General features: G+C 72.7%; 24 protein-coding genes and 3 riboswitches. Of the genes, 10 read left to right on the top strand and 14 right to left on the bottom strand.

Annotation, left to right across the window (positions count from 1 at the left end):
* Positions 1 to 3: 3 nt before the first annotated feature.
* From GC092_RS06305 to thiM, 4 genes are all read right to left on the bottom strand, one after another.
* Positions 4 to 1,431 (bottom strand): L-serine ammonia-lyase, encoded by a 1,428-nt coding sequence (locus GC092_RS06305; protein WP_324014465.1) that lies wholly within the window; start codon positions 1,429 to 1,431, stop codon positions 4 to 6.
* 50 nt (positions 1,432 to 1,481) lie between these two features.
* Positions 1,482 to 1,571, bottom strand: a riboswitch (glycine riboswitch).
* Positions 1,572 to 1,662: riboswitch (glycine riboswitch) on the bottom strand. It lies immediately after the preceding riboswitch.
* A gap of 27 nt (positions 1,663 to 1,689) precedes the next feature.
* Positions 1,690 to 3,198: a bifunctional hydroxymethylpyrimidine kinase/phosphomethylpyrimidine kinase gene (gene thiD, locus GC092_RS06300; RefSeq protein ID WP_324014463.1), complete on the bottom strand. Its 1,509-nt coding sequence runs from the start codon at positions 3,196 to 3,198 to the stop codon at positions 1,690 to 1,692.
* Complete coding sequence (gene thiE, locus GC092_RS06295; RefSeq protein WP_324014462.1) at positions 3,195 to 3,866, bottom strand: thiamine phosphate synthase; 672 nt, start codon at positions 3,864 to 3,866, stop codon at positions 3,195 to 3,197. The genes thiD and thiE overlap by 4 nt, the downstream gene beginning before the upstream one ends.
* Positions 3,863 to 4,696 carry a hydroxyethylthiazole kinase gene (thiM, locus tag GC092_RS06290; protein WP_324014461.1) on the bottom strand — a complete coding sequence of 278 codons (834 nt, stop codon included), beginning with the start codon at positions 4,694 to 4,696 and terminating at the stop codon, positions 3,863 to 3,865. Before thiM ends, thiE begins: the two co-directional genes overlap by 4 nt.
* Positions 4,688 to 4,783: riboswitch (TPP riboswitch) on the bottom strand. (Overlaps the previous gene by 9 nt.)
* A 55-nt stretch (positions 4,784 to 4,838) precedes the next feature.
* Here thiM and GC092_RS06285 point away from each other — a divergent pair.
* The 6 genes from GC092_RS06285 to GC092_RS06260 all read left to right on the top strand — a co-directional run bounded on the left by GC092_RS06285 (position 4,839) and on the right by GC092_RS06260 (position 11,361).
* Positions 4,839 to 5,540 (top strand): NUDIX hydrolase, encoded by a 702-nt coding sequence (locus GC092_RS06285; protein ID WP_271173695.1) that lies wholly within the window; start codon positions 4,839 to 4,841, stop codon positions 5,538 to 5,540.
* Positions 5,541 to 5,623: 83 nt separating this feature from the next.
* Positions 5,624 to 6,955, top strand: a complete 1,332-nt coding sequence (gene nadA / locus GC092_RS06280) for a quinolinate synthase NadA (protein WP_282979524.1) — start codon at positions 5,624 to 5,626, stop codon at positions 6,953 to 6,955.
* Positions 6,952 to 8,469, top strand: coding sequence for an L-aspartate oxidase (nadB, locus tag GC092_RS06275; RefSeq protein ID WP_324014460.1), 1,518 nt, complete (start codon positions 6,952 to 6,954; stop codon positions 8,467 to 8,469). Before nadA ends, nadB begins: the two co-directional genes overlap by 4 nt.
* The gene (gene nadC, locus GC092_RS06270; protein ID WP_324014459.1) at positions 8,463 to 9,314 is read left to right on the top strand and encodes a carboxylating nicotinate-nucleotide diphosphorylase; all 852 of its coding nucleotides are present in this window, start codon (positions 8,463 to 8,465) and stop codon (positions 9,312 to 9,314) included. The genes nadB and nadC overlap by 7 nt, the downstream gene beginning before the upstream one ends.
* A 3-nt stretch (positions 9,315 to 9,317) precedes the next feature.
* Positions 9,318 to 10,439: a cysteine desulfurase family protein gene (locus GC092_RS06265; protein WP_324014458.1), complete on the top strand. Its 1,122-nt coding sequence runs from the start codon at positions 9,318 to 9,320 to the stop codon at positions 10,437 to 10,439.
* A 34-nt stretch (positions 10,440 to 10,473) separates the two neighbouring features.
* On the top strand, positions 10,474 to 11,361 hold the full coding sequence (locus GC092_RS06260; protein WP_324014457.1) for a glycosyltransferase family 2 protein: 888 nt from the start codon (positions 10,474 to 10,476) through the stop codon (positions 11,359 to 11,361).
* 180 nt (positions 11,362 to 11,541) lie between these two features.
* On the opposite strand, the gene GC092_RS06255 is transcribed toward GC092_RS06260, so the two are convergent.
* Positions 11,542 to 12,423 (bottom strand): hypothetical protein, encoded by an 882-nt coding sequence (locus GC092_RS06255; protein WP_324014456.1) that lies wholly within the window; start codon positions 12,421 to 12,423, stop codon positions 11,542 to 11,544.
* A gap of 215 nt (positions 12,424 to 12,638) precedes the next feature.
* Positions 12,639 to 14,513 (bottom strand): ABC transporter ATP-binding protein, encoded by a 1,875-nt coding sequence (locus GC092_RS06250; protein ID WP_324014854.1) that lies wholly within the window; start codon positions 14,511 to 14,513, stop codon positions 12,639 to 12,641.
* 151 nt (positions 14,514 to 14,664) lie between these two features.
* On the opposite strand from GC092_RS06250, the gene GC092_RS06245 reads away from it, so the two are divergent.
* Positions 14,665 to 16,161: an MDR family MFS transporter gene (locus GC092_RS06245; RefSeq protein WP_324014455.1), complete on the top strand. Its 1,497-nt coding sequence runs from the start codon at positions 14,665 to 14,667 to the stop codon at positions 16,159 to 16,161.
* Between the two features lie 232 nt (positions 16,162 to 16,393).
* Here the strand turns inward: GC092_RS06245 and GC092_RS06240 are convergent, their stop codons facing one another.
* Together GC092_RS06240 and GC092_RS06235 are read right to left on the bottom strand one after the other, a co-directional pair.
* Complete coding sequence (locus GC092_RS06240; protein WP_271173703.1) at positions 16,394 to 16,537, bottom strand: MetS family NSS transporter small subunit; 144 nt, start codon at positions 16,535 to 16,537, stop codon at positions 16,394 to 16,396.
* Positions 16,534 to 18,099, bottom strand: a complete 1,566-nt coding sequence (locus GC092_RS06235; protein ID WP_324014454.1) for a sodium-dependent transporter — start codon at positions 18,097 to 18,099, stop codon at positions 16,534 to 16,536. The genes GC092_RS06240 and GC092_RS06235 overlap by 4 nt, the downstream gene beginning before the upstream one ends.
* A 110-nt stretch (positions 18,100 to 18,209) precedes the next feature.
* On the opposite strand from GC092_RS06235, the gene GC092_RS06230 reads away from it, so the two are divergent.
* Positions 18,210 to 19,193 carry a bile acid:sodium symporter family protein gene (locus tag GC092_RS06230; protein ID WP_324014453.1) on the top strand — a complete coding sequence of 328 codons (984 nt, stop codon included), beginning with the start codon at positions 18,210 to 18,212 and terminating at the stop codon, positions 19,191 to 19,193.
* 47 nt (positions 19,194 to 19,240) lie between these two features.
* Here GC092_RS06230 and GC092_RS06225 read toward each other — a convergent pair whose 3' ends face one another.
* The 3 genes from GC092_RS06225 to GC092_RS06215 form a co-directional block, all read right to left on the bottom strand.
* A complete protein-coding gene (locus GC092_RS06225; protein ID WP_324014452.1) occupies positions 19,241 to 19,750 on the bottom strand; it encodes a COG4315 family predicted lipoprotein in 510 nt (169 codons plus the stop codon).
* Between the two features lie 63 nt (positions 19,751 to 19,813).
* Positions 19,814 to 20,497, bottom strand: a complete 684-nt coding sequence (locus GC092_RS06220; protein WP_324014451.1) for a zf-HC2 domain-containing protein — start codon at positions 20,495 to 20,497, stop codon at positions 19,814 to 19,816.
* Entirely contained in the window at positions 20,494 to 21,000 is a 507-nt protein-coding gene (locus GC092_RS06215) for a sigma-70 family RNA polymerase sigma factor (protein WP_271173708.1), read from the bottom strand. The genes GC092_RS06220 and GC092_RS06215 overlap by 4 nt, the downstream gene beginning before the upstream one ends.
* An 83-nt stretch (positions 21,001 to 21,083) precedes the next feature.
* Here GC092_RS06215 and GC092_RS06210 point away from each other — a divergent pair, with 83 nt between their 5' ends.
* Positions 21,084 to 21,563: a DUF2231 domain-containing protein gene (locus GC092_RS06210; protein ID WP_324014450.1), complete on the top strand. Its 480-nt coding sequence runs from the start codon at positions 21,084 to 21,086 to the stop codon at positions 21,561 to 21,563.
* 1 nt (position 21,564) lies between these two features.
* Here GC092_RS06210 and GC092_RS06205 read toward each other — a convergent pair whose 3' ends face one another.
* Positions 21,565 to 22,182, bottom strand: a complete 618-nt coding sequence (locus GC092_RS06205) for a class I SAM-dependent DNA methyltransferase (RefSeq protein ID WP_324014449.1) — start codon at positions 22,180 to 22,182, stop codon at positions 21,565 to 21,567.
* Between the two features lie 52 nt (positions 22,183 to 22,234).
* Entirely contained in the window at positions 22,235 to 23,551 is a 1,317-nt protein-coding gene (locus tag GC092_RS06200) for a cytochrome P450 (protein WP_324014448.1), read from the bottom strand.
* 136 nt (positions 23,552 to 23,687) lie between these two features.
* Between GC092_RS06200 and GC092_RS06195 the strand changes: the two genes are divergently transcribed.
* Entirely contained in the window at positions 23,688 to 25,568 is a 1,881-nt protein-coding gene (locus GC092_RS06195; protein WP_324014447.1) for a penicillin-binding transpeptidase domain-containing protein, read from the top strand.
* Between the two features lie 15 nt (positions 25,569 to 25,583).
* On the opposite strand, the gene GC092_RS06190 is transcribed toward GC092_RS06195, so the two are convergent.
* Positions 25,584 to 26,126, bottom strand: coding sequence for a mismatch-specific DNA-glycosylase (locus tag GC092_RS06190; RefSeq protein WP_324014852.1), 543 nt, complete (start codon positions 26,124 to 26,126; stop codon positions 25,584 to 25,586).
* Positions 26,127 to 26,158: the final 32 nt, after the last annotated feature.

The raw sequence follows: 26,158 nt of genomic DNA, 5'->3' as shown, positions 1-26,158 counted from the left end.
TCCTCAGCATTCGACCACGTTGACGGCCAGGCCGCCCCTCGCGGTCTCCTTGTACTTGTCGCTCATGTCGCGGCCGGTCTGCCGCATGGTCTCGATGACGGCGTCGAGCGAGACGCGGTGCGTCCCGTCGCCCCACATGGCCATCTTGGCGGCATTGACCGCCTTTCCGGAGGCGATCGCGTTGCGCTCGATGCACGGGATCTGCACGAGGCCGCCCACCGGGTCGCACGTGAGACCGAGGTTGTGCTCCATCGCGATCTCGGCCGCGTTCTCGACCTGCTCCGGCGTGCCGCCGAGCACGGCGGCGAGAGCGCCCGCCGCCATCGACGACGCCGAGCCGACCTCGCCCTGGCAGCCGACCTCGGCGCCCGAGATCGAGGCGCGCGCCTTGTAGATCGAGCCGATCGCCGCGGCCGTCAGCAGGAACTCGACGGCCACATCGTCGCGGTGCCTCCCCGCGGCGACCGCGGGCGTGTAGTGCGTCGCGTAGTGCAGCACGGCGGGGATGATGCCCGCGGCGCCGTTCGTCGGCGCGGTGACGACCCGCCCGCCCGCCGCGTTCTCCTCGTTCACGGCGAGCGCGACGAGGTTCACCCACTCCTGGGCGTACGCGGGGCTGCGGTCGGGGTCCTCCTGGAGAAGCCGTGCGTGCCACTGCGGAGCGCGGCGACGGACGCGCAGGCCCCCTGGCAGCTCTCCGTCGGCGCGCGTGCCGGCCGCCACGCACTCGTCCATCGCGTCGCGGATCCGCAGGACCCCCTCGCGGACGTCGTGCGCGGACCGCAGTGCGCACTCGTTGCGCAGCGCGATCTCGGCGATGCCCGCCTGCTCGGCCGCGCAGATCGCGAGCAGCTCCGACGCGGTCGAGAACGGATGCGGAACGGGCGTCTCGGACGCCGCGGCCTCCTCGCCCTCGCGGACGATGAATCCGCCGCCGACCGAGTACCACGTGCCGTGCGCGAGCGTGCGACCCGCGGCATCCTTCGCCGTGAAGCGCAGCGCGTTCGTGTGGCGGGCGAGCACGGTGAGCGGCGCGAGGCGGATGTCGCGCGCACGCAGCGGGACCGACCCCGTGCCGCCCAGGCGGACGACGCCGTCGTGCTCGATGCGCGCCGCGCGAGCGGACACCTCGTCGGCCCGCACGACGTCAGGGCGACACCCCTCGAGGCCGACGAGCACGGCCGTGAGCGTCCCGTGGCCGGCGCCCGTGGCGGCGAGCGAGCCGAACAGCTCGACCTCGAGGGCCGCGACGAGCGGGATCCGCTCGGCGAGCTCGTCGGCGAACGCCGCGGCCGCGCGCATCGGCCCCACGGTGTGCGAGCTCGACGGCCCGATGCCGATCGTGAAGAGGTCGAAGACCCCGACGAACGGCGCCCGGTCGCCGAGGGCGGTTCCGGCACGGCCGACGTCGTCGTCTGTCGTGTGCACCATCGAGGAACTCCCGTCTTCGGCACCCTCGCCGTGAGGGTGCGCCGAGTTCCTCCCGCTCTGTCATAGGCCTGAGAGTTTCCGCGGCGCCGCAGCTCCGCTTGCCCCGTCGGCGGGCGCGTGTGCGCCGCTTTCCAGAGTGACCTGCCGCCACGGTACGTGGGCCTGAGAGATTCCGGGAGGGGTTGCTCCTACGGCAGCCGCGCGAGCGCGGCATTCTCCCGTGACGGGTGGACGGTCGTTCAGTTGTGTGTGCCGATCCTACCCGGCGACCGCACCCGCCCGCGACTGCTCCCGCGCGACGGCATCGCGCCGCTGAGCGAAGAACGCGAGCTCGTGCCGGGCCGACACGTCGAAGGCCGTGCGCATGCGCGCGAGGCGCGCGTCGTCCGCGACCCTGGCGTGCTCCTGCGTCCAGCGGATGGCCTCGCGCGTGGCGAGGTCGAACGCGTCGGATGCGTACATCTCGAGCCAGTCGGCATACGGATGGCCCGGGCGATTCGCGGCCGCGAGGCGCGCGCCGATGTCCTGGTAGAGCCAGAAGCACGGGAGCACCGCGGCGACGAGCACCGCGTGGTCGCCGGCCGCTGCCGTCGCCTGCAGATGATCCAGGTACGCCATGGTCTCGGCGGACGGCGTCGCCGGGGCGTCGGCCGGCGCATCGTCCAGCCGGGCGCGGTGCAGGGAGAGCTCGGTCTCCAGGCAGCTGTGCGCGGATGCCGCCCAGAAGGCCTGCTCCTCGAGCGTCGGCGCGAGCTCCGCGGCCCGGCTCAGCACGCGCGCGTACGTGCGCAGGTACAGCGAGTCCTGCGCGAGGTAGTGCGCGAAGTCGTCCCGATCGAGCGAGCCGTCCGCGAGTGCGCGCACGAACCACACGTCGTCGATGCCGGCGCGCAGCGGTGCGATGTCCTCCCACCAGGCGTCGAGCTCGGCGTCGCGGCGCGGGAGGCCTCCCGTCCGCCACAGGCCCGCGAGATGGTGGAGCGGGCCGTGCCCTCCCGGGCGGCCCACCTCGAGCTCGGAGCCCGACGCGATCGCGTCGCGCAGCCATCCGCGGGCGAGGCGCGCCGCCCAGGTCCAGCCGCCCTCGCGCGCGCGGAGCGTGGCGAGCGCCGCGGACAGGGAGCACCCCGTGCCGTGCGTGGCGGTCGTCTCGATCCGCGCGTCCGAGTACTCGGCGATGAGGCCATCCGGCCCCACCAGCGCGTCCGGGCACGCCGGGCCGTCGAGGTGCCCGCCCTTCGCGAGCACGAGCACGCCGTGGCTACGCGCGAGCGCGGCCGCCTGCGCGAGCGCGTCCGTCCACGATCCGATGGCCGCGACACCGGTGAGCACGGCCAGCTCCGGGAGGTTCGGCGTCACGACGTCGGCGAGCGACAGGAGATCGTGCAGCGCGCGCTCGGCCTCGGCGTCGATGAGGCGATCCCCGCTCGTGGTGATCATGACGGGGTCCAGGACCACCGGCGGGCGCGTGTCGAGGCCGCGCAGCCAGTCCGCCACGACAGCGACGATCTCCGCCGTGCCGAGCATGCCGATCTTGACGGCGTCGATGCGGATGTCGGCCGCGAGCGCGTCGAGCTGCTCGCGCAGGAACGACGCGGGCGGCACGTGCACGCCCGAGACGCCCTGCGTGCTCTGGGCGGTGAGCGCCGTGATCGCGGCCATGCCGTAGCCGCCGCACGCGGCGATCGACTTGAGGTCGGCCTGGACGCCCGCCCCTCCCGACGGGTCGGAGCCGGCGATCGCGAGGATGTTCGGCACGGCGGTCATGCGACGACCTCGGCGTCCGCCCACTCGAACCGCAGCGCGGCCGCCGCCGCGGCGGGGAACTCCGCCGAGCAGATGGCGCGGACGACGGCGATCCCGGCGGCGCCCGCGCGCCGCGCGTCGCGCGCGTCGCCCGGGCCGACGCCGCCGATCGCGACGCACGGGAACTCGTGCGCGAGCTCGGCGAAGGCCGCGAATCCGGTCCATCCGATCGGGGTCGGATGGTCCTTCTTCGTCGGGGTGGCGCGCACCGCGCCCACGCCCAGGTAGTCGACCGTGCCGGCGGGGAGGCGCCGCAGCGCCTCGAGCTGGCGCGGCAGGCTCGCGCTCAGGCCGATGATCGCGTCGTCGCCCACGAGGCCGCGCACGCGGTCGGCCGGCAGGTCGGTCTGCCCGATGTGGACGCCGTCGACGGATGCTCCCGCGGCCTTCGCGGCCAGGTACACGTCGACGCGGTCGTTCACGAGCAGCGTCGCACGGCCGCGCGTATGCGCGGCAGCGGCCTCGACGAGGGCGAGGAGATCGGCGGCGGACAGGTCCTTGCCGCGGATCTGCACGGTCGATGCCCCTCCGTCGACCGCCTGGGCGACGACGTCGACGAGCGAGCGGCCGGCGATCGTCGCGGCGTCCGCGACGAGGTAGAGGGAGAGGTCGAGAGGTCGCGCGGTCATGCCGGCACCTCCGTCGCGAAGCGCTCGGGCTCGGACACGTCGACCGCATCGACCCCCGCGAGCGCGTCGAGGAACGCCACCGCGAACGAGCCGGGGCCCGTCGCAACGGCCGCCGCGCGCTCGGAGGCGGCCGCGTAGACGGCGTGCGCCGCGATCGTGCCCGCGAACGCGGCATCCGGGCCATCCGCTGCCGCGACGCAGGCGGCCACGACCGCTCCGAGCGAGCAGCCGCCTCCCGTCATGCGGGTGAGGAGCGCGCTCCCGCCCGCGATGCGCTCCGTGCGCGCGCCGTCGGTGACCGCGTCGACCGCGCCCGACACCGCGACGACCGCGCCGGTGCGCTCGGCGAGCGCGCGGGCGGCGTCGAGCGCCGCATCGACCTCGTCGGCCGCATCGACCCCGCGCCCGCCCGAGCCGGCGCCCGCGAGCGCGAGCACCTCCGAGGCGTTGCCGCGGATCACGGTGGGCCGGTGCGCGAGCAGGTCGCGCGCGACGCCGGTGCGCAGGCCGAGAGCGCCCACGCCCACGGGATCGAGGACCCACGGCGTGCCGGACGCGCGTGCCGCGGCGACCGCGGCGGTCATCGCCGCGCGCTGCTCGGCAGTCGGCGTCCCGAGGTTGACCAGGAGCGCCGACGCGAACGCCGCGCACTCCCCGGCCTCCTCGGGGATGTCGGCCATCACGGGCGCCGCGCCCACCGCGAGCAGCGCGTTGGCCGTGACGTTCACGACCACGGAGTTCGTGATGCACTGCACGAGCGGTGCGGTCTCGCGCAGTCTCGACAGCACGGCCCCCGGGCCATCGGATACCGACAGGTGCGCGTCACTCATCAGCGACATCCCTCCGCTCGTCCTAACGAGATCAGGTGCATACGGGTGTGATCTCAGTCCCGGATGGGGACACCCCGTGTCACTGCGAGCGAGCATAGCGGGTCCGCGATGGCCCGCGCGCCGGGTCGCCTACGCTCGAAGGGTGACCTCCCCTTCCGCGACCGAGAGCGCCGGCATCCGCGTCGCCGTCTCGACCGTGATCTTCTCGCTGCGCTCGCGGCCCGGGGCCGACGCGCTCATGATCCCGCTCGTGCGCCGCACGCGGGAGCCGTTCGAGGGCGCGTGGGCGCTCCCGGGCGGATGGCTCGACGAGCGGGAGGGGCTCGACGACGCCGCCGCCCGCACGCTCGCCGAGACGACCGCGCTCAGCCCGAGCTACCTCGAGCAGCTCTACGCCTTCGGCGACGTCGACCGCTCCCCCACGCGCGTCGTGTCGGTCGTCTACTGGGCGCTCCTGCGCTCCGACCTCGTGGATGCGCAGCGCGCCGCGGAGGACGCGCCCGAGAACGTCGAGTGGTTCGACGTGGACGACCTGCCGGCGCTCGCCTTCGACCACAACCGGATCGTCGACTACGCCGTGTGGCGGCTGCGCAACAAGGTCGGCTACAGCCGGATCGCGCACGGCCTCCTGCCCGATGAGTTCACGCTGACCGAGCTGCGGGAGGTCTACGAGGCCGTGCTGGGGCGCCGCCTCGACCCGTCGAACTTCCGCCGCCTCCTCGAGGGCTCCGAGGCGCTCCTGCCGACCGAGTCGTTCCGCACCGGCAAGCATCGCCCGGCGCGCCTGTACCGCTACAACTCGGAGGTCGAGCTCGCCGATCGCGGACCGCTCGGACCGGCCTGAGGAGCCCCGCTCGCCTTTGTGGTCAACCTGACTTAAAGTGGTGTCGACGACTTAGAGTCGAATCGACACGAACAGGGGTCCCCATGGCCGCGACCAGCATCACCCTCACCGCCCGCGACGCGAGCGTCGACCACGAGATCCAGGCGATCGTCTCGGGCGGCGCCGCGGGCTCGACGTGCTCGACCGACCTCGCCGCGGGGCCCTGGAGCTTCGACGCCGTCGCCGGGTACGGCCCGGGCGCCTCGATGGGCGACGTGATCCCGACCGACGCCCCGCGGCAGGGCGAGCTCCCCCGCGCCTACCGCGAGGCCCCGGAAGCCGAGCTGCACGATCGCATCCGGGCGGCGAAGGCGGCGCTCGGCGACCGCGTCGTCGTCCTCGGCCACTTCTACCAGCGCGACGAGGTCGTCCAGCACGCCGACTACGTGGGCGACTCGTTCCAGCTCGCGGGCGCGGCGAAGGCGCACCCCGAGGCCGAGGCGATCGTCTTCTGCGGCGTGCACTTCATGGCCGAGACCGCCGACATGCTGTCCCGCCCGGAGCAGTCCGTCATCCTGCCGAACCTCGCCGCGGGCTGCTCGATGGCCGACATGGCCGACATCGACCAGGTCGAGGAGTGCTGGGAGCAGCTCGCGGACGTGTACGGCCCGCTCGACGTGCCGGACGCGGACGGCCGCGTGCCGGTCGTCCCGGTGACCTACATGAACTCCTCCGCGGCGATCAAGGGCTTCGTCGGCCGCAACGGCGGAATCGTGTGCACGTCGTCCAACGCGCGCACCGTGCTCGAGTGGGCGTTCGCCCGCGGGCGCCGCGTGCTCTTCTTCCCCGACCAGCACCTCGGGCGCAACACCGCCAAGGCGATGGGCGTGCCGCTCGAGCGCATGCCGCTGTGGAACCCTCGCGCGCCGTACGGCGGGTCGTCCGAGGAGACGCTGCGCGACGCCGAGGTCATCCTCTGGCACGGCTTCTGCTCCGTGCACCGCCGCTTCACGGTCGACCAGATCGAGACCGCGCGCGCCGAGCATCCGGGCGTGCGCGTCATCGTGCATCCGGAGTGCCCCATGCCCGTCGTCGATGCCGCCGACGAGGCGGGATCGACCGACTACATCCGCAAGGCGATCGAGGCGGCGACCGAGCCGACCACGTTCGCGATCGGCACCGAGATCAACCTCGTGCGCCGGCTCGCCGCCGAGCACCCGCAGCACACGATCTTCTGCCTCGACCCCGTCGTGTGCCCCTGCTCGACGATGTACCGCATCCACCCCGGCTACCTCGCGTGGGTGCTCGAGGAGCTCGTCGCGGGGCGCGTGGTCAACCGGATCGGCGTCGACGACGCGGTGGCGGACCCGGCGCGCGTCGCGCTCGAGCGGATGCTCGCGGCCAAGCCCCTGCCGACGGGAGGCGCGCGCGCATGACCGGGGTCATCGTCGTCGGAAGCGGCGCCGCGGGCCTCGCGACGGCGCTGCACCTCGCGCGCGGCGGGGCGGATGTGCAGCTGGTCACGAAGGCGGGGACCGCCGACGGCAGCACGCGGCACGCGCAGGGCGGCATCGCGGCCGCGCTCTTCCCCGATGACAGCGTCGAGAGCCACGCGGCCGACACGCTCGCCGCGGGCGCCGGTCTGTGCGACCCCGCCGCGGTCGACGTGCTCGTGTCGGAGGGGCCGGCGCGCGTGCGCGAGCTCATGGACCTCGGCGTCGCGTTCGACCGAGACGCCTCGGGCGCCCTGGCGCGAGGACTCGAGGCCGCGCACGCGCATCCGCGCATCCTCCACGCGGGCGGAGACGCGACGGGCCTCGCGATCGAGATCGCGCTCATCGCGGCCGCGCTCGAGGCGGGCGTCCGCCTTCGCGAGCGGACGCTCCTCGCCGACCTCCTCGTGGAGGACGGACGCGTCGCGGGAGTCGAGCTGCTCGCCGACGGGCGCCCTGAGGCGCTCCGGGCGGATGCCGTCGTGCTCGCGACCGGCGGAGCGGGGCGGCTGTGGGCGCGCACGACCAACCCCGACGTCGTGACCGGCGACGGCATCGCGGCCGCCCTGCGGGCGGAGGCCGCGGTCGTCGATCTCGAGTTCGCGCAGTTCCACCCCACCGTGCTCGCCGAGGGCGCGCCGTTCCTCGTCTCCGAGGCGGTGCGCGGCGAGGGCGCCGACCTCATCGACCTCGACGGACGGCGCTTCGTGCTCGACGACCACCCCGACGGCGAGCTCGCGCCGCGCGACGTCGTCGCGCGATCGATCGCCCGGCGGATGGCGGAGCAGGGCGGGCGCCCCGTCCTCCTGGACGCGACGCGCATCGGCCGTCGGCGACTGGAGGCGCGCTTCCCGACGATCGCGAGGGCGCTGGCAGCGCGCGGGCTCGACTGGGCCGCGCACCCGATCCCCGTCGCGCCGGCCGCCCACTACCTCATGGGCGGGATCGCGACCGACCTCGACGGGCGCACGAGCCTGGCCGGCCTCCTCGCCGTCGGCGAGTGCGCGCGCACGGGCGTGCACGGCGCCAACCGCCTCGCTTCCAACTCCCTTCTCGAGGGCGCGGTCTTCGCCGCGCGCGCGGCCACGGCCATCCTCGCGGGCGAGGTCGATGCGGCGCCCGCGCTCCCCTCCGCGCCCGGCCCGGAGTCGCCGTCGGCGCTCGCCGCCGTCCCGCCCTTCTCGCGCGCCGCCCTGCAGCGGCTCATGTGGGATCACGTGGGGCTCCTCCGCGACGGCGCGGGCCTCGCGCACGCCGTGGCGGTGCTCGCCGCGTGGCAGGACGCCCTCCCCCGTCCGCAGACGGTCGCCGCGCATGAGGACGCGGGGCTCGTGCGCGTGGGCCTCGCCGCGGCGAGCGCCGCTCTCGCCCGGCCGGGCTCGGTGGGGTCGCATTTCCGGACGGACGACGCCTCCGCGCACGCGCGCGAACTCGTCTCGGCGGGTGCCGCATGCTGACGGCGTCAACGATCGAGCGCGCGGTGCGCGCCGCCCTCGAGGAGGACGCGCCGTGGGGAGACCTCACGAGCGAGGCGTTCCTTCCCGCATCCGCTCACGCGCAGGCATCGCTCGTCGCGCGCGAGGACGGCGTGTTCAGCGGCGGCGAGGTCTTCCGGGCGGCGTTCGCCCTCACGGATCGCGCGACCGAGGTCGACCTCCGCGTGGCGGACGGCGCGCCCTTCGCCGCGGGCGACGTGCTCGCGACCGTCGCCGGGCCGGCCCGCGCGGTGCTCACCGCAGAGCGCATCGGGCTGAACTTCACCCAGCGGATGTCGGGCGTCGCGACGCTCACGGCGCGGTTCGTCGCCGAGGTGGCGGGCACCCGCGCGCGGATCGTCGACACCCGGAAGACGACGCCGGGGCTACGCGCGTTCGAGCGGCATGCCGTCCGCTGCGGCGGCGGGCACAACCACCGGCACTCGCTGTCAGACGCGGTCATGGCGAAGGACAACCATCTCGCCGTGCTCCAGGCCGGCGGCGCCGACCTGACGACCGCCCTCCGCGCGGGCATCGCGCGTCTGCCGCACACGGCGCACGTCGAGGTCGAGGTCGATCGCATCGACCAGATCGAGCCCGTGCTCGCGGCCGGAGTCGACACGATCATGCTCGACAACTTCTCTCTCGACGACCTCCGTCGCGGCGTCGGGATCGTCGGCGGGCGCGCGATCGTCGAGGCGTCGGGCGGCGTCGACCTCGGGACGGTGCGGGGCATCGCCGAGACGGGCGTCGACGTCATCTCGGTCGGCGCGCTGACGCACTCCGCCCGCGCGCTCGATCTCGGTCTCGATATGCGCGTGAGCTGAGCCGTGCTCTACCTCGACAACGCCGCGACGACGCCCGTGCGGCCCGAGGTGCTCGCGGCCATGGAGCCCCACCTGACGCGCGCATTCGGCAACCCGTCGAGCCACCACACGGTCGGCGAGCGAGCCGCGCGCGCTCTCGAGGACGCCCGCGCCAGGGTCGCGGCCGTGCTCGGGATGCGCCGAGGCGACATCGTCTTCACCTCGGGCGGAACCGAGGCGAACAACCTCGCGGTGAAGGGGATCGCCCTGGGCGCTGCGCCGCGTGCACGGCACGTCGTGACGACGCCGATCGAGCACGAGTCGATCCTCGCCTCGGCCGATTACCTCCGCCGCCTCCACGGGTTCGAGGTGACCCTCCTCCCCGTCGACGCGGACGGCCTCGTCCGGCCGGACGACGTCGCCGCAGCCCTCCGCGACGACACCGCGCTCGTGTCGATCGGGCTCGCCAACAACGAGATCGGCACCGTGCAGGACGCGCGGGGCATCGCCGATGCGCTCGCGGGGCGCCGCGTCCCCCTGCACCTCGACGCCGTGCAGGCGGCGGGATGGCTGCCGCTGGCCGACACGGGCGCCGACGCGATCGCGCTCGCCGGCCACAAGATCGGGGCACCGCCCGGCACCGGCGTGCTCGCCGTGCGCGGACGCATCCCGATTGAGCCGCTCCTCCACGGCGGCGGCCAGCAGCGCGGTCGCCGCAGCGGCACCGAGGCGGTCGCGGATGCCGTCGGATTCGCGACGGCGCTCGAGCTCGCCGACGCCGAGCGCGCCGAGAGCGCTCGGCGCGTGGCGGCCATCCGCGACGCCTTCATCTCACGGGTGCTCGCGCTCGTGCCCTCGGCGCGCCTCACGGGCCATCCGACCCGGCGCCTCCCCGGCACGGCGAGCTTCACCTTCGCGGGCACGAGCGGCGAGGCCGTGCTGCTCGAGCTCGAGCGCCGCGGCGTCGTGTCGTCGAGCGGGTCGGCCTGCGCCGCGGGAAGCGACGAGCCGTCGCACGTCCTCGTCGCGCTCGGGGTCCTGCCCGAGGAGGCGCAGACCGCGGTCCGCTTCACGCTCGCGCACCGCCACGAGGGCTCGCTCGACGCCGTCGCCGACGCGGTCGCCGCTGCGGTTGCGGCGGTCTGACCCCGGTGTCCCCGTGCGCCGATAGTCTCATCCGGTGACCACCGCTCCCCTCGTGACCGTCGTCGTCCCGGGCTTCGACATCGAGGGATACATCGCCGAGGCGCTCGACTCGCTGCGCGCGCAGACCCTGACCCGCTGGCGCGCGATCCTCGTGGACGACGCGTCGACCGATGGCACGGGCCGCGTGCTCGAGGAGTTCGCCGCGCGCGACGATCGCTTCCGGGTCATCCGGCATCCGCGACGCAAGGGGCTGGGCGCCGCGCGCAACACGGCGCTCGCGCACGTGGACACGCCGTACCTGGGCTTCCTCGACGGCGACGACATCATGCTCCCGCGCGCCCTCGAGACGCTCGTCGGCTCACTCGAGGCATCCGGAAGCGACCTCGCGGTGGGGGCGTACGTGCGCCTGTGGCCCGAAGGAGGGTCGTACACGGCGGGAGAGGTGCAGCCGTGGGTCTCCGCCTCGACGAGCCCGCGGCGCGTCGGCGTCACGCTCGACGCCCACCCCGAGGTCACCGGGAACGTCGTGGCGTGGTCGAAGGTCTCGCGCACGGGCTTCTGGCGTGCGCACGACCTGCGGTTTCCCGAGAACGCGCTCTACGAGGACCAGGCGATCGCTCAGCGGATGTACACGGCCGCGCGTGCGATCGACACGGTCCCCGACGTCGTCGTCCAGTGGCGCGTGCGCGCCGACGGGAGCTCGATCACGCAGCACGAGGCCGACCCCCGCGTCTTCCGCGCGTGCCTCGCCGCGATGCGCGACGGCCTCGCGGTGCTCGCCGGCCACGGCGCCGCGCAACGTGCCCGGGCGGGTCAGATCCTGCGCATGGACATCCCTCGACTCTCCGCGATCGCGGACGCGTCCACCCGCTCCGACCTCGACGCGTTCGCCGCCGAGGTCGAGGCGCTGCACCGGACATAGCACCCTTCCGTCCCGTCCCCCTCCCCCGGCCCGTCCCCTCGCGCCTTCCCCCTTTCCCCATCCCCGGCCCTTCCCCATGTCTCACCTCCCGCGTTCTTCGGCCGGGTCCGTGCCGCGCGTGGCCGCCATCCGCCCCTCTCACCGGCCGATCGAGGCAGAAGCCCGAAGGGACGTCGCCTCTCACCCACGCCGCGCGACCGCGGCGCGCAGGTCCGCGAGGAGGTCCGCGGGGTCGGAGAGGTCGGCCTGGGTCACCGGGAGGTAGATCCAGCCGAGTGCCTCGAGACGACGCCGCCGCGCGAGGTCTCGGCGCCACTGGTCCCGGTCGCGGTGATGGTCGCCCTCGTATTCGACGGCGATCCGCTGCGCGGGCAGTGCGAGGTCCACGCGCGCGATGAAGCGGCCGGACGCATCGCGCACGACGAAGTTCGCCGCGAAGGGCCCGAATCCCGCCCGGACGAGCAGCAGCCGCAGCTCGGTCTCCTTGGGCGACTCGGCACGGTCGTCGATGAGCTCGACCGCATCGCGGAGGACGCGCGACTGCCTGTTCCGAGGACGCTGCGCGAGCTCCGCCTCGATGGCGGCCGCCCCGTGGTCGTGGGCGACGCGATCGCCGACCGCGACGAGATCGTCGAGGTCGAGGATCTCCGACAGGTCGCAGAAGGTGCGCGACGGCGACGTCAGCGGCAGACCGCGTCGCTGCCGGACCTGGTCGGCCGCGAGCTCCCGCTGGTGGCCGATGATGAGGCGGCCGCGCCGGGCGCGCGTGCCCGTCGGGGTCGTCACGTGCACGGTGCGCTCGGCCTGCTGCCCGAGCGGAAGCGGAAGCCCCCAGAGGACCGCCGCGGTCGTGTGACTGAACGCCGCCCCCGCGGGAAGCGAGAGCGCGATCGCCTGGCAGATGCTCGCCGGCCCCTGCTGGCCGATGGGCAGGCGCGCGCCTCGAACGGGCGTCCACAGATCCGACGCGCGGGACCGGCGACGCGACACCTCGGGTGCGTCCGCGACGCGGAACGCACGTCCACGGAGGCGGTTCGGGAGATCGGATGGTCGTGAGCTCACGGAGCGAGGCTCGCGCACGACGGAGTGGTCGGATGCGCGCATCCACACCCTCCGGCACCGCCGGACCGCCCTCCGCCCCCTGTGCACGAGCCGTGACGGGGCACGGCCGGGGCCCGCCGCCGTCCTTGCCGCGGCCGGCCGCCATCCGGCCCGCTCACCGGCCTCTCGCGGCAACAGCCCGTTCGCGCTCGCGGCCGAGCACGCGAGCCCTGGCTTCATTCCTCCAGGACGCGGGTCGCGGCGAGCTGCTCGGCGGCGAGCTCGGCGTAGAGGCCGCCTGCCGCGACGAGCTGCGCGTGCGTGCCCGACTCCACGATGCGGCCGCCGTCCACGACGTGGATGGTGTCGGCGTCGATGACGGTGGAGAGGCGGTGGGCGATCGAGATGGTCGTCCGGCCGCGCGCCGCATTCTCGAGCGCCTCCTGGACGATCCGCTCGGAGACGGTGTCGAGCGCGCTCGTCGCCTCGTCGAGGAGGAGCACGGGCGGGTCCTTGAGGAGCACGCGGGCGATCGCGATGCGCTGCTTCTCACCGCCCGACAGACGGTAGCCGCGCTCGCCCACGACGGTCTCGTACCCGTCCTCGAAACCGGCGATGATGTGGTGGATGTTCGCCTGCCGGCACGCGTCCTCGATCTCCTCGTCCGTCGCATCCGGGCGCGCATAGCGCAGGTTCTCCCGCACCGTCGCGTGGAAGAGGTACGTCTCCTGCGACACGATGCCGACGTGGTCGACGATGGACTCCTGCCTGAGCCGGCGCACGTCCTCGCCGGCGAACAGCACCTGGCCATCCGTCGCCTCGTAGAACCGCGGCGTGAGGTAGAGCACGGTCGTCTTGCCTGCGCCCGACGGGCCGACGAATGCCACGTGCTCGCCCGGCTCCACCGCGAACGACACGCCCTGCAGCGTCGGGCGGGTGTCGCCCGCCGCGTCCGGATAGCGGAACGAGACATCGCGGAACTCGACGCGGCCGACCGGGCCCGGGGCGTCCTCCACGTCGACGGCGTCGGCCGCGTCGGCGATCGCGGGCTTCAGGTCGAGGTACTCGAAGATGCGCGCGAAGAGCGCGAACGATGTCTGCACGTCGAGCGCGACCCGCATGAGGCTCGTGAGCGGCTGCAGCAGCCGTGCCTGCACGTTCGTGAAGGCGACGATCGTGCCCGCCGTGATCATTCCGGCGTCGCCCGCGACGAGGAAGCCCGCGACGAGGTAGATGACCGCGGGCACGGAGGCCATGAGCACGTGCACGACCGCGAAGAACCCCTGCCCCGTCATCGCCTGGCGGATCTGCAGGCGGATCTGGTTGGCGTTCTCCTCGGCGTAGCGAGCGGACTCCGTGCGCTGGCGGTTGAACGACTTCGACAGAAGGATGCCCGAGACGCTCAGCGTCTCCTGCGTGATCGCGGTCAGCTCGGACAGCGACTGCTGCGTCTGCGCCGCGATGCGTGCGCGCACCTGGCCCACGCGGCGCTGCACGACGACGAGCACCGGCATGATGACGAGGGCGATCAGGGTCAGCCGCCAGTCGATGAGGATCATCGCGACGAGCGACGCGATGACCGTCACGGTGTTCCCGAGGATGCTCGTGAAGGTGTTCGTCAGGACGCTCGAGACGCCGCCCACATCGTTCTGCAGGCGCGACTGGATGATGCCCGTCTTCGTGCGCGTGAAGAAGCCGAGCTCCATCGCCTGGAGGTGATCGAACATCCGGACGCGCAGGTCGCCCGTCACGCGGTTGCCGACATTGGAGGTGAACCACGTCTGCGCGACGCCGACGATCGCGCTCAGGAGGTAGAGGCCGATCATGAGGGCGACGAGGCGCACGAGGAGCGGGATGTCGACGGGCTCGCCGTCGACGGGGAAGAGCGCATCGTCGAACACCCGCTGGATGACGAGGGGCGGCACGACGCCGAGCGCCGCGCCGACGATCACGAGGACGGCGGTCGCGGCGATGCGACCGCGATACGGGCGGAAGAGCGCCACGACGCGGCGCCCGAGTCCGGGCACGCGCGGCGCCTGCGCGTTCAGTCTCCGCTGCGCCGCCTCGTCGATCGGCTTGCCGCCGCCGCGCCCGCCCATGCCCCGCCCCATACTCATGTCAAAGAGCATACATATGCTCGGAGCGGGTGGATCCGATCGGATCGGGAATGGCAACGGGAATGTCGCCGTTAAGCTGTAACGTTCGCGCGGAGACCCTTCTCCCCTCCGCCTCCGGCCTTCCTCTTCTCTCTCCAGGAGTCTCATGACGTCTACCGACACCGGCGCCATCCGCGCACAGCAGCAGGAGATCGATCCGAAGGGCATGCGCGTCATCTGGCTGCTGCTGATCGCAGCCTTCACGGCGATCCTCAACGAGACGACGATGGGCATCGCCATCCCGCACCTCAATGCGGACCTCGGGCTCGCGCCCGAGCTGGGCCAGTGGCTCACGAGCGCCTTCATGCTCACGATGGCCGTCGTCATCCCGACGACCGGCTTCCTGCTCCAGCGCTTCACGACGCGCCAGATCTTCCTCGCGGCGATGATCGCGTTCTCGCTCGGAACGCTCGTGTGCCTCATCGCGCCCGGCTTCGTCGTGCTCCTCCTCGGACGCGTGATCCAGGCAGCCGGCACGGGCATCATGATGCCGCTGCTCATGACGACGATGATGAACGTCGTCCCGCCGCAGTCCCGCGGCCGCATGATGGGGCGCGTGGGGATGGTCATCTCGCTCGCACCGGCGATCGGCCCGACCCTGTCGGGCGCGATCCTGACGACGCTCAGCTGGCGCTGGATCTTCGGGATCGTGCTGCCGATCGCGCTCGCGTCGCTCCTCATCGGCGCGAAGTGGATGACCAACCTCGGCGAGACGCGCAAGGCGCCGATCGACGTGCCGTCGGTCATCATGTCGGCGATCGCCTTCGGCGGGATCGTGTACGGCCTCAGCCAGTTCGGCGGGGGCGCCCACGGCGCGGCCGCAGACGGCGGCGCGAGCATCTCGCCGATCGCGTCGGGAGCCATCGCGCTCGTCGTCGGCCTGGTCATGCTCGCGGTCTTCGTGACGCGTCAGATCAAGCTGCAGCGCATCGACGACGCGCTGCTCGATCTGCGCGTGTTCCAGTCGCGCAACTTCACGATCTCCATCGTGATCATGGCGCTCATCGCCCTCACGATGTTCGGCTCGCTCACCCTGCTGCCGCTCTACCTGCAGAACGTCGTGGGCCTCGACGCGCTGCAGTCGGGTCTCATCCTCCTCCCGGGCTCCGTGCTCATGGGCCTCCTCGGGCCGATCATGGGACGGATCTACGACGCGAAGGGCCCGCGCACGCTGCTCGTGCCCGGCACGATCATCGTGGCTGCCGCGATCTTCGTGTACGCGACGGTGAGCGAGCACACCCCGTGGTGGCTGCTCATGGCGGTGCAGACGGCCATGTCCGTCGGCATGGCGATGTCGTTCACGCCGCTGTTCTCGGCCTCGCTCGGATCGCTCGAGCGCCACCTCTACTCGCACGGCTCTGCCGTGCTCAACACGCTGCAGCAGGTCGCCGGCGCGGCGGGCGTCGCGATCCTCATCGCGACCTACTCGAGCATCCTCCATGCGGGCGAGGAGGCGGGCGTGCCCGCAGCCGCAGCCGGCGCCCCCGGCGCGCGGACGGCCTTCCTCATCGCGGCGATCATCTCGCTCGTCTCGGTCGCGCTGTCGTTCTTCGTGCGCAAGCCCGAGGAGCAGGAGGGCATGCCCGGCGGCCACGGCCACTGAGCTCCCTCGCACACAAGAGGAGAGGGCCCGCGACCATGGTCGCGGGCCCTCTCCTCTTGTGCGCTCAGGTCAGGACGACTGCGCCCCCGGCCAGCCGCATGCGCCGTCGGCGCATGCGGGGGCGTCCTCAGCGGACGCGGTCAGCAGCGGGACGAGCGGCGTCGCCCTGGTCTCCTCGGTCGTGGACATGCCGACCATGCTACGCCCGCGAGAGGACCCGGGCTCCGGAGCGTCAGTCATCGCCCTCGTCGTCGACAGCGCCGTCCGGATACGCCGGCACCTCGGGCTTCGACGAGAGGAAGACGATGCTCGCGACGAGCCCGCCCCAGATGAGGACGGCGGCGATGATGAAGAACAGCGTCGCGATGGCGGTCATCGCAGGTCTCCCTTCAGCGACACGGCGTCCGTCGCCGGCCACGGCTCGAACTTGTCCGGATCATGGCGCCACCGTGCGCCGGTGAGCGCGATCGCCCCGACGACCATGAGGACGATGGATCCCCAGCCGACGATGCCGAGGTACGCGCCCGGATAGCCGCTGTACCCGTTGACCGCGAGATCGACGATCTTCGAGACGAGCATGTAGGCGAGGACCACGGGCGCGACGATCGAGACGAGGAAGAGCCACACGCGGCCGACCTTGAACGTCGAGAGCACGCTGAGGTGACGCGCCAGCTCGGGTCCGGCCCGCCGGACCCAGATGACGATGATCGACACGATGATCGCGGATGCGACGATCCCGATGTTGTTGGCCCAGTTGTCGATCGTGTCGAGCGCCGTGAGTCCCGAGGTCGTGCCGAACAGGATGATCGAGACCACCGCGAGGACGCCGCCGAAGCCGTAGACGACCTGCGCCCGGGTGAAGCCGAACTTGTCGCGGAAGGCCGCGATGATCACCTCGAGGATCGAGATGAGCGAGGTGAGGCCGGCGAGCACGAGCGCGCCGAAGAAGAGGGCGCCGAACCACTCGCCCCCCGGCATCTGCGACACGATCGCCGGGAAGGTCATGAACGACAGCGCGACGCCGGTCAGCCCCTCGAGCTCCGCGACCGGGATGCCCTGCTCGAACGCGAAGAACCCGAGCGTCGCGAAGACGCCGATGCCGGCCAGCAGCTCGAAGGACGAGTTGCCGAACGCGACCACGAGCCCGGGCGTCGTGAGGTTCACGCGCCGACGACGGTACGACGCGTAGGTGACCATGATCCCGAAGGCGACCGAGAGGGAGAAGAAGATCTGGCTGTAGGCCGCGATCCACACCGACGGGTTGGCCAGGGCCGCGAAGTCGGGCGTGAAGAACGCCGTCAGGCCGTCGATCGCGCCCGGGAGGAACAGCGCGCGGATCACGAGGATGAGGAAGCCGATGACGAGGAGCGGGATGAAGATCACGTTCGCGCGCTGGACGCCCTTGACCACTCCGGCCCCGAGGATCACGAGCGACACGATCCACATGAGCACGAGAGGGATGAGCACACCCGGCACGAAGTCGAAGGTGATCGGCGATCCGGACACCTGGAGGTACTCGCCGACGAAGAACGCCGTGGGGTCGTCTCCCCAGCCGAGGTTCCAGGAGAAGACGAAGTAGCTCGACGCCCAGGCGAGGACGGCGGTGTAGTAGATCGCGATGAAGACGCAGATCATCACCTGGAACCAGCCGACGCTCTCGCCCAGGCGCCCCGCGAGACGTCGGAAGGCGAGCGGGGCGGAACCGCGGAAGCGGTGGCCGATCGCGTAGTCGAGGAAGAGGATGGGGATGCCGGCGGTCAGCAGCGCGACGAGATACGGGATGAGGAAGGCTCCTCCCCCGTTCTCGTAGGCGACGCCGGGGAAGCGCCAGATATTTCCGAGGCCGACAGCCGACCCGAGCGCGGCGAGGATGAAGCCGATCTGACCGGTCCACACCTCGCGTGCCGGAACGGCGCCGGCCGTGTTCGTGCGAGACATTCTGTATCCCTTCACTGGGCGGTTGTCACGCCATCTCAGTATCGAGCGAGCGTAGCAACATGCTCAGCAGACGCACAGGTGGCTCACCTGGATATGGCAGATTTGACCGGATGAGCCAGCCGACTGCATCCTCCGCTCCCGACCGCGCCGCACGGCGCGCGGTCACGGTCTTCCCGATCCTCGTGCTGGTGGCCGGGGTGATCGGATTCCTCCTGCCGGGAGCCGCGCCCGTGCTCGGGCCCGCGGTGCCCTGGCTGCTCGGATTCATCATGTTCTGCATGGGCCTCACCCTGACGCTCCCCGACTTCGCGCGCATCGCGAAGCGCCCGTGGATGGTCCTCGTGGGGGTCGTGCTGCAGTACCTCATCATGCCGCTGACCGCGTGGCTCATCGCCTTCGCGCTCGGCCTCCCGCCCGAGCTCGCGGCGGGCGTCATCCTCGTCGGCTGCGCCCCCGGCGGGACGGCGTCGAACGTCGTGACCTACCTGTCACGCGGCGACACGGCGCTGTCGGTCACCGTGACGACGTGCTCGACGCTGCTCGCGCCGATCATGACCCCGCTGCTCACCCTGTGGCTCGCCGGCACGTTCCTCGAGGTGCCGTTCGGCTCGATGATGGTGTCGATCCTGCAGACCGTCCTGCTGCCGATCATCGCCGGCCTCGTCGTGCGCCTCTTCCTGCGCGCGTTCGTGGAGCGCGTGCAGGCATGGTTCCCGTGGCTCTCCACGATCGCGATCTCGCTCATCGTCGCGGCCGTCGTGGCGGGCAGCGCGGATCGGATCGTCCAGGCCGGCCTCATCGTGTTCCTCGCGGTCGTGCTGCACAACGGCCTGGGGCTCCTGCTCGGCTACCTCGCCGCGATCGCGCTCGGGATGACCCAGCGCGAGCGGCGCGCGATCTCGATCGAGGTCGGAATGCAGAACTCCGGGCTGGCCGCATCGCTCGCGGCCGCGCACTTCTCGCCGCTCGCGGCGCTGCCCGCGGCGGTGTTCTCCGTCTGGCACAACCTGTCGGGTGCGCTGTTCGCGATGGTCATGGGCCGCCGACCCGTGACCGACGAGCCGTCAGCGCCCGAGCCCGTGCGCGAGCGCTGACGATCCGCGCGCTGGCGGGAACCGCCCCGCCAGCGCGCGGCCGTCCGCTACTCGGCCATCCGCTCACCCGCGGGAGACAGCACCCACCACACGTCGTTGACGCCCTGGCCGTTCACGTCCCCGGCTGCGGCATCGCCCGCGAAGTAGTAGAGCGGCCAGCCGTTCAGCGTCACCTGCGTCTCGCCGTCGACGCCCTCGATGGTGCCCACCTCGCCGGTGACGCCCTCCACCTCCGGCAGGTCGCCCTCGACGGTCACGGCAGGCCAGTTCTCGGCGCACTGCCCCTCGCAGGTGCTGACCCCGGCGCCCTGGGTGTCCTGGTCGAACATGTAGACGGTCATGCCCTCGCCGTCGACGACGATCTCGCCGAGCGGCGACTCGGCCACCATGAGGGTCGTGCCGTCGCCGGTCATCTCATCGGGCGAGGTCATGGGTTCCGAGGACTCCGACTCGGACGGCTCCTCCTCGGGCTCGGCGGCGGGCGCCGAGCAGCCGGCGAGCGCGAGCACGAGCACCCCTCCCCACGCGGCCGACCTGATCACGTGCTTGCGGAACATGGCGATCCTCCGTTCACGACTGCGGTTCAGTCACCGGGGACACGATCCGCAGGCGCGTCGGGTTCACTTCCCCTTCAGCGGCGCAGCGCGCATGAGCACGTCGCCCGTCGTCGACGAGCGGATCTCGATGCTCGCGATCTCGTCGGGGGCGAGGGCCGTGCCGGCGCTGAGGCGGGCCGTCGATCCGGCTGTGGCCCGCCAGGTCGACAGCGCGCTCTCCGTGCCGTCTGCCGCCGTGACGACGAGGGTGTAGCGCCACTCGCGGTCGGACGGGCCGTGTCCGTACGCGCACGTCATGTCGATGCGCGTGCCCCACGCCACCTCCGTGAGCTCCACCGACGCCTCGAGCGGCGCCGATCCGACGGGCGCCATCGCGACCACCGTGCTCTGCGGCTGCGTGACGGTCACCACGACGGGCACTGCGACGAGCACAGCGGCGAGCGCGGCGACGACCGCGACGCCCGCGCGCCGGCGCCGTCGCGAGCGGCGTGCGCCGAGCGCGACGAGCTGCGCGCGACGAGCGGCGTCGGGCCCGTCGCTGACGCGCTCTGCCTCGATCAGACCTCGGCCTCGGTCGGGTTCCACCCGAGACAGGAGCCCGACGATCGGAGCGAGGTCGGCGATCGCCGCCCGGCAGCGCTCGCACTCGACGAGATGGGCCTCGAACGCGGCGCGGTCGGCCGAGCTCAGCGCGCCCAGCACGTAGGCGGCGTCCCACTCGGCGAACCTCTCGTGATCGGCGTTCATCGCGTCACCCCTCTCTCCTGCAGCGCGAGGCGCAGCGCCCGCAGCCCGTAGTGCAGCCGGGACTTGACCGTGCCCTCCGGGATGCCGAGGTCCGCGGCGATCTCGACGGTCGACAGGCCGCCGAAGTACGCGCGGACGACGACGTCGCGATGCGCATCCGAGAGGACGCCGAGCGCCTCCTCGATGAGCAGGGCGTCGAAGATCGCGTCGGTCGCGTCCCGCACAGCCGATTCCGGCGTCTCGGCGACCGCGATCTCACGGCGATGCCGCGCGCTGCGCGCCTCGTCGATGACGATGTGCCGCGCGACCGTGTACATCCACGAGCGGGCCGTCTCCGGATCCTGCGCGAGGATGCGCGGCGTGCGCCAGGCGCGCAGGAGCGTCTCCTGGACGACATCGTCGGCGCCCGCGCGATCTCCCGTGAGGTGGACGACGTAGCGCCACACCGGGGCCGCGTGCGCGTCGAACAGCGCACCCAGTCGTGTCGCGTCATCGCCCGGCATCGCACACCTCCCCACTGAGGCAACGAGATGCGCGGTGCCCGGGTTCATCTGAACCGCTCGCCCCGCCGTCCCGTGTTCCGAGTATGAACCCGTTCGAGGTCGCCGGCCTCCCCCTCCATCCGCTCGTCGTGCACGGTGCGGTCGTGCTCGTGCCCCTCACGGCTCTCGCGCTCGTGCTGGGTGCGATCCTCCCGTCGGCGCGTCGACGACTCGGCGCCGTGACGCCCCTCGCGGCCGTCGTGACCGTCGTGCTCGTGTACGTCGCGGTCGTGTCGGGCGGAGCGCTCAAGGAGGTCGTCGGTCCGCTGCCTCAGGTCGCGCGCCACGAGGCGCTCGCGGTGCTCGTCCCTCCCTGGACGATCGGGATGGCCGTGGTCGCGGTCGCGCAATGGCTCTGGTTCCGGCGGCGCCCGGCGGATGGCGCGAGCACGCGCGAGGCCTCTCGTCGCGATCGCGTCGTCGGCGTCACGATCGCTGGTCTCGCTCTCGTCACCGCATCGGGAGCGACGGTCTCGGTCGTCCTCGCGGGCGAGGCGGGAGCGCGCGCCGTCTGGGGCGGCTGAGTCAGCGCCGCGGGCGCACGGCGACGATCGCCGCATGCGGCCTCGCGCCCGGATCGGCCCGCTGCTCGATGTCGGTGACCGCGAACCCGGCCGCCTCGAGAGCGCGCCGCATCTCGGCGGCCGGCCACCGGTGCGCGGTCACGACCTTGTGCGGGAACGGCTCGATGTCGGCCCCGTCGAAGAGCCCGATGAGCAGCGAGCCTCCCGGCGTCAGAGCGCGCTCGAACTCGGCGAGGACCGCCGGGATCTCCGCGGGGTCGAGATGGATGAGCGAGTACCACGCGAGGATGCCGCCGAGAGAGCCGTCGTCGACGCGGAGGTCGCGAAGATCCCCGCGCCGGAAGGTCACGTCAGGGAAGCGCTCGCGCGCGCTGCGCACGAACGCGTCGACGAGATCGACGCCCTCGAGCGTGCACCCGATATCGTGCAGGTGCTTCGTCCAGTGACCGGGCCCGCAGCCGGCGTCCACGATCCGGCCATCGACAGACCGCGCCCAGGCGGTGATGCGCCGCTCGTCCGCGGGCGCCATGGCGTCCACCGATCCGAGCAGCCGCACGTACTCGTCCGCGCGCGCGGTGTACGCGTCGCGGACCGACGCATCCGACGGCATCACGGTCATCCGGCTCCTCCTCTCGCGCGAGCCGCCCGGCGGTGCCCGGCCTCGATCGAGGCTACGCCGGCCCGGGTCCCGCCGCGCCGGAGTGGAACGGGCAGCGCCGGACGCGCCCGCCCGACGCGGGCATCGTCGGGAGCCTCCTCCGATTGACCTCCAGTCCGGAGCCGAGGATGGTCACCTGCGGGTCGCTGAGAGCGGCGATCGCGGTCGCGAGACCGGCGATCGCGAGCTTCTCACCGGGGCACCGATGCCCCGTCGCGACATCCGCGCCGCCGTGCGGCACGAACGCGGCGAGGGCCTCGTAGTCCTCGACGCCCGCGAACCGCTCCGGATCGAACTCGTCGGCGCGCTCCCACGAGCGCTCGTCGGTGTTCGTCCCGAGGATGTCGAGGACGACGCGTCCGCCTGCGGCGACGCGGCGGCCGTCGAGCTCGACGTCGGCGATGGCCCAGCCAGGGAGCATCGGCACGAACGGCGCGGTGCGCCGGATCTCCTGCGCGAACATCGTCGCGAGCGGGCCGCCCACGAGCGAGCCCCGCTCTCGCGTCTCCTCGGCGACGCGCTCGCGCCACGCGGGTCGGTCGTGCAGCTCCTTCGCGGCGAACGCGACGAACCGCGCGACCGCGATCATCGGCCGCATGCTGTTCTGCAGCTCGATGCCGGCCGTGCGCGCAGGCAGGAGCGCGCCATCCCGATCCCGGTGGTCCGCCCACGCGCGCAGCGCGGTGTCCGTCTCGGCTTTCAGCTCGCCCGCGCGGACAGCCGCGATCAGCCGCTCGGCATGGCGATCCGACCAGAGCCGGTTCGCGAGCGCGAGCAGATAGGCAGGCGAGTAGGGCGAGCCGAACCCGTCGACGATCTGGGCGAGCCGCCCCGCCCACCGCGTCTGGGCGTCGGCCGTGCCGGGCAGACCCGCCCATCGCATCGACGCACGCCCGAACGCGCCGACCGCGGCATCGTAGGCCGAGCGCGTGCCGCCATCGCGCCATGCCTCGAGCTCGCTGCGCCACTCGCGCTCGAGGTGCGGGCCGAACCTCTCCACCTGCGCGTCCTCGTAGGCGACGTCGACGAAGGTCGCCTTGCGATGCCGGTGCGCCTCGCCGTCGAGACTGTGCACGGAGCCGTGCCCGAAGAGCGACTCCTGCACGATCGCGGGCATCGCCCCGTGCCGCGCGATGCGGCTCTCGTCGTAGAAGACCGCGACGCCCTCGGGGCCGCGCACGAAGAGCGTCTCGTCGCCGAGGAGCCGCATCGGCGCGGACCGCGCACCGTCGCGCACGCGGCTCCAGATGTGCGAGCCGAAGTCGTACCCGTGCAGGAGGAAGGACAGGGAGTCGTCGTGCAGCAGGTTGCCGAGTCGAGATGTCCGCATGCTCCCACCGTCTCAGGGATCAACGCGCCCCTCCAGGGGGCGGCGCCGAGCACGGCGGTGTGCTATCGGAGGACGCGTCATATCCACATGGCAGGATGACGGAGGACGCCCGCTCGCTCGGAAGGACCACTGCTCCATGCCCCTCTCCCCGAAACGCGGCGCCGCCGTTGCGCTCCTCGCGTTGCTGCTCCCTCTGGCCGCGTGCACGAACGGCGCCGAAGACGCCGCCCGCGCCGCGGCGGACGACCTCGCCCAGGCCCTGTCCGGGCGGACGCTCGACGGCGTCGCGCTCACGGAGCCGGACGCGGCCGCCGCATTCGACGAGCAGATCGCCCCGCTCGCGGACTACGCGGTGAAGGTGTCCGCCGACGAGGTCGAGCGGGACGGCGCCGAGGCGACCGTCGCCCTGCACTGGAGCTGGGATGTCGACGGCCACGAGTGGACCTACGACACGACGGCCGCCCTCGTGGAAGGCGAGGACGAATGGGCCGTCGACTGGACGCCCGAGACGCTCATCCCCGAACTCGGACCGGATGATCGGATCGAGATCCAGCGCACCTTCTCCCCGCGCGCCGAGGTCCTGGGAGGTGACGGAGCCCCCATCGTCACCGACCGCCCGGTCGGCCGGTATGGCCTCGACAAGACCGCGATCCCGGCGGAGGAGGTCGGCGCCTCGGCGGAGCGGATCGCGTCCGCCGTCGGCATCGATCCCGCCGCCTTCCGGGCATCCGCGGAGAGCGCCGGCCCTGAGGCCTTCGTGCAGGCGATCGTCGTGCGCGAGGGCGAGGAGGATCAGCACGTCGATCCCGCCTTTTCGAGCATCCCCGGCGCACTCGTCGTGCCCGACGAGATCCCGCTCGCGCCGACGCGCACGTTCGCGCGCGAGATCCTCGGCACCGTCGGCGAGGCGACGGCCGAGATCGTCGAGGACTCCGAGGGCGCCGTGCGAGCCGGCGACCAGGTCGGGCTCTCCGGCCTGCAGGCGCAGCACGACCGTCAGCTTCGCGGAACGCCGACCACCGTCATCGAAGCGGTCGGCGCCGAGGACGAGCGGCGCACGCTCGCGGAGTGGCCCGGCGAGGACGGCGAGCCGCTCGCGCTCACCCTGGATCCCGCCATGCAGATGCACGCCGAGGAGATCCTCGGCGGCCTCGGCGGCGAGGACGCGCCGGGGAGCGCGATCGTCGCCATCCGCCCGTCCACCGGCGAGATCCTCGCGGCGGCGAATGGCCAGGGCAATGCGGGCCTCAATCTCGCGACCACCGGCGAGTTCGCCCCGGGCTCGACCTTCAAGCTCGTGACGTCGCTCGCTCTCCTGCGATCCGGCGTCGCTCTCGACGACGTGCTGTCCTGCCCCGAGACGATCGAGGTCGACGGCTTCACGTTCAAGAACTACGACGACTACCCGGATTCGGCGCTGGGCGACGTGACCTTCCGCACCGCGATCGCGAACTCCTGCAACACGGCGCTCATCGGCGCTCGAGACCGGATCGCCGACGGCGCGCTCGCCTCCGTTGCCGCGTCCCTCGGGCTCGGCTCCGAGATCGACCTCGGCTACCCGGCCGGGCTCGGCCGGGTTCCCGAGCCCGAGAGCGAGACGGAGCGCGCGGCCGACCTCATCGGACAGGGGCGCATCATCGCCACGCCCCTGGCCATGGCGACGGTCGCCGCGTCCATCCAGGCCGGCGAGACCGTCGTGCCGCATCTGATCGCGGACCGGACGGGCGACGCGGAGCCGGCGGATCCGCTCACGGCGGACGAGGCGACCGCGCTGCAGACCCTCATGCGCGCGGTCGTCACCGAGGGCTCGGCGACCTTCCTGAACGGCATCGGCGAGGTCGGTGCGAAGACGGGCACGGCGGAGTACGGCGAGCCCGGCGAGGATGGCTCGCACCCCACGCACAGTTGGATGGTCGGCACGCACGGCGACCTCGCGGTCGCCGTGTTCGTCGAGGACGGGACGTCGGGCGCCGAGACCGCCGGACCGCTGCTTCAGGCCTTCTTCGAGCGCTGGTGACCCGCGGCGGCCCGATCAGGCTCGGGCCGCCGCGGCCCACACCTCGCGCCACTTCGACGCGAGCGAGTCGGTCGTCTCGTGCGCGTTGAGCCCGCTCGGCTGAGGAACGACCCAGAGCGCCACGCCGTCGGGCCATCCCCGGGCGAGGGGCGGGTCCTGCGCGCCGAGCCTGGCCTTCGGCAGCGAGAACGCCGCGCGAAAGGCCGTGATGCCCGCCACCGCGACGACGCGGGGCCGGAGGCGCGCGACCTGCGCGACCACGCGGCGACCGCCCTCCCTCAGCTCGTCACGGCTGAGCTCGTCCGCGCGGGCGGTCGCGCGGCCGACGAGGTTCGTGATGCCGATCCCGCGCACGAGCAGCTGCTGCTCGTCTTCACCCGACAGCCCTGTCGATGCGTCCACCACGCGGTCCGTGAGACCGGCGCGCTGCAGAGACGGCCAGAACCGGTTGCCCGGACGGGCGAACGGCGCGTTGACCGCAGCGGTCCAGAGGCCCGGGTTGACTCCGACGATGAGCATCCGCAGGGTCTCTGGGGCCACCGGCAGGACATCGTCCATCGCCCGCGGGTCATCCGCGGCGAATCGCCGCA

Origin of the sequence: Microbacterium sp. JZ37 (assembly GCF_035188445.1) — a bacterium.
Taxonomy (GTDB): Bacteria; Actinomycetota; Actinomycetes; order Actinomycetales; family Microbacteriaceae; genus Microbacterium; species Microbacterium barkeri.
This window is presented reverse-complemented; position numbering and strand designations above follow the sequence as displayed.

What these genes read in the sequence shown, in the direction of transcription:
- GC092_RS06305 (WP_324014465.1), bottom strand. Translation starts at nt 1,431, where the DNA reads ATGGTGCACACGACAGACGACGACGTCGGCCGTGCCGGAACCGCCCTC.
- thiD (WP_324014463.1), bottom strand. Translation starts at nt 3,198, where the DNA reads ATGACCGCCGTGCCGAACATCCTCGCGATCGCCGGCTCCGACCCGTCG.
- thiE (WP_324014462.1), bottom strand. Translation starts at nt 3,866, where the DNA reads ATGACCGCGCGACCTCTCGACCTCTCCCTCTACCTCGTCGCGGACGCC.
- thiM (WP_324014461.1), bottom strand. Translation starts at nt 4,696, where the DNA reads ATGAGTGACGCGCACCTGTCGGTATCCGATGGCCCGGGGGCCGTGCTG.
- nadA (WP_282979524.1), top strand. Translation starts at nt 5,624, where the DNA reads ATGGCCGCGACCAGCATCACCCTCACCGCCCGCGACGCGAGCGTCGAC.
- nadB (WP_324014460.1), top strand. Translation starts at nt 6,952, where the DNA reads ATGACCGGGGTCATCGTCGTCGGAAGCGGCGCCGCGGGCCTCGCGACG.
- nadC (WP_324014459.1), top strand. Translation starts at nt 8,463, where the DNA reads ATGCTGACGGCGTCAACGATCGAGCGCGCGGTGCGCGCCGCCCTCGAG.
- GC092_RS06250 (WP_324014854.1), bottom strand. Translation starts at nt 14,513, where the DNA reads ATGGGGCGGGGCATGGGCGGGCGCGGCGGCGGCAAGCCGATCGACGAG.
- GC092_RS06245 (WP_324014455.1), top strand. Translation starts at nt 14,665, where the DNA reads ATGACGTCTACCGACACCGGCGCCATCCGCGCACAGCAGCAGGAGATC.
- GC092_RS06240 (WP_271173703.1), bottom strand. Translation starts at nt 16,537, where the DNA reads ATGACCGCCATCGCGACGCTGTTCTTCATCATCGCCGCCGTCCTCATC.
- GC092_RS06235 (WP_324014454.1), bottom strand. Translation starts at nt 18,099, where the DNA reads ATGTCTCGCACGAACACGGCCGGCGCCGTTCCGGCACGCGAGGTGTGG.
- GC092_RS06230 (WP_324014453.1), top strand. Translation starts at nt 18,210, where the DNA reads ATGAGCCAGCCGACTGCATCCTCCGCTCCCGACCGCGCCGCACGGCGC.
- GC092_RS06225 (WP_324014452.1), bottom strand. Translation starts at nt 19,750, where the DNA reads ATGTTCCGCAAGCACGTGATCAGGTCGGCCGCGTGGGGAGGGGTGCTC.
- GC092_RS06220 (WP_324014451.1), bottom strand. Translation starts at nt 20,497, where the DNA reads ATGAACGCCGATCACGAGAGGTTCGCCGAGTGGGACGCCGCCTACGTG.
- GC092_RS06215 (WP_271173708.1), bottom strand. Translation starts at nt 21,000, where the DNA reads ATGCCGGGCGATGACGCGACACGACTGGGTGCGCTGTTCGACGCGCAC.
- GC092_RS06210 (WP_324014450.1), top strand. Translation starts at nt 21,084, where the DNA reads ATGAACCCGTTCGAGGTCGCCGGCCTCCCCCTCCATCCGCTCGTCGTG.
- GC092_RS06205 (WP_324014449.1), bottom strand. Translation starts at nt 22,182, where the DNA reads ATGACCGTGATGCCGTCGGATGCGTCGGTCCGCGACGCGTACACCGCG.
- GC092_RS06200 (WP_324014448.1), bottom strand. Translation starts at nt 23,551, where the DNA reads ATGCGGACATCTCGACTCGGCAACCTGCTGCACGACGACTCCCTGTCC.
- GC092_RS06195 (WP_324014447.1), top strand. Translation starts at nt 23,688, where the DNA reads ATGCCCCTCTCCCCGAAACGCGGCGCCGCCGTTGCGCTCCTCGCGTTG.
- GC092_RS06190 (WP_324014852.1), bottom strand. Translation starts at nt 26,126, where the DNA reads ATGGACGATGTCCTGCCGGTGGCCCCAGAGACCCTGCGGATGCTCATC.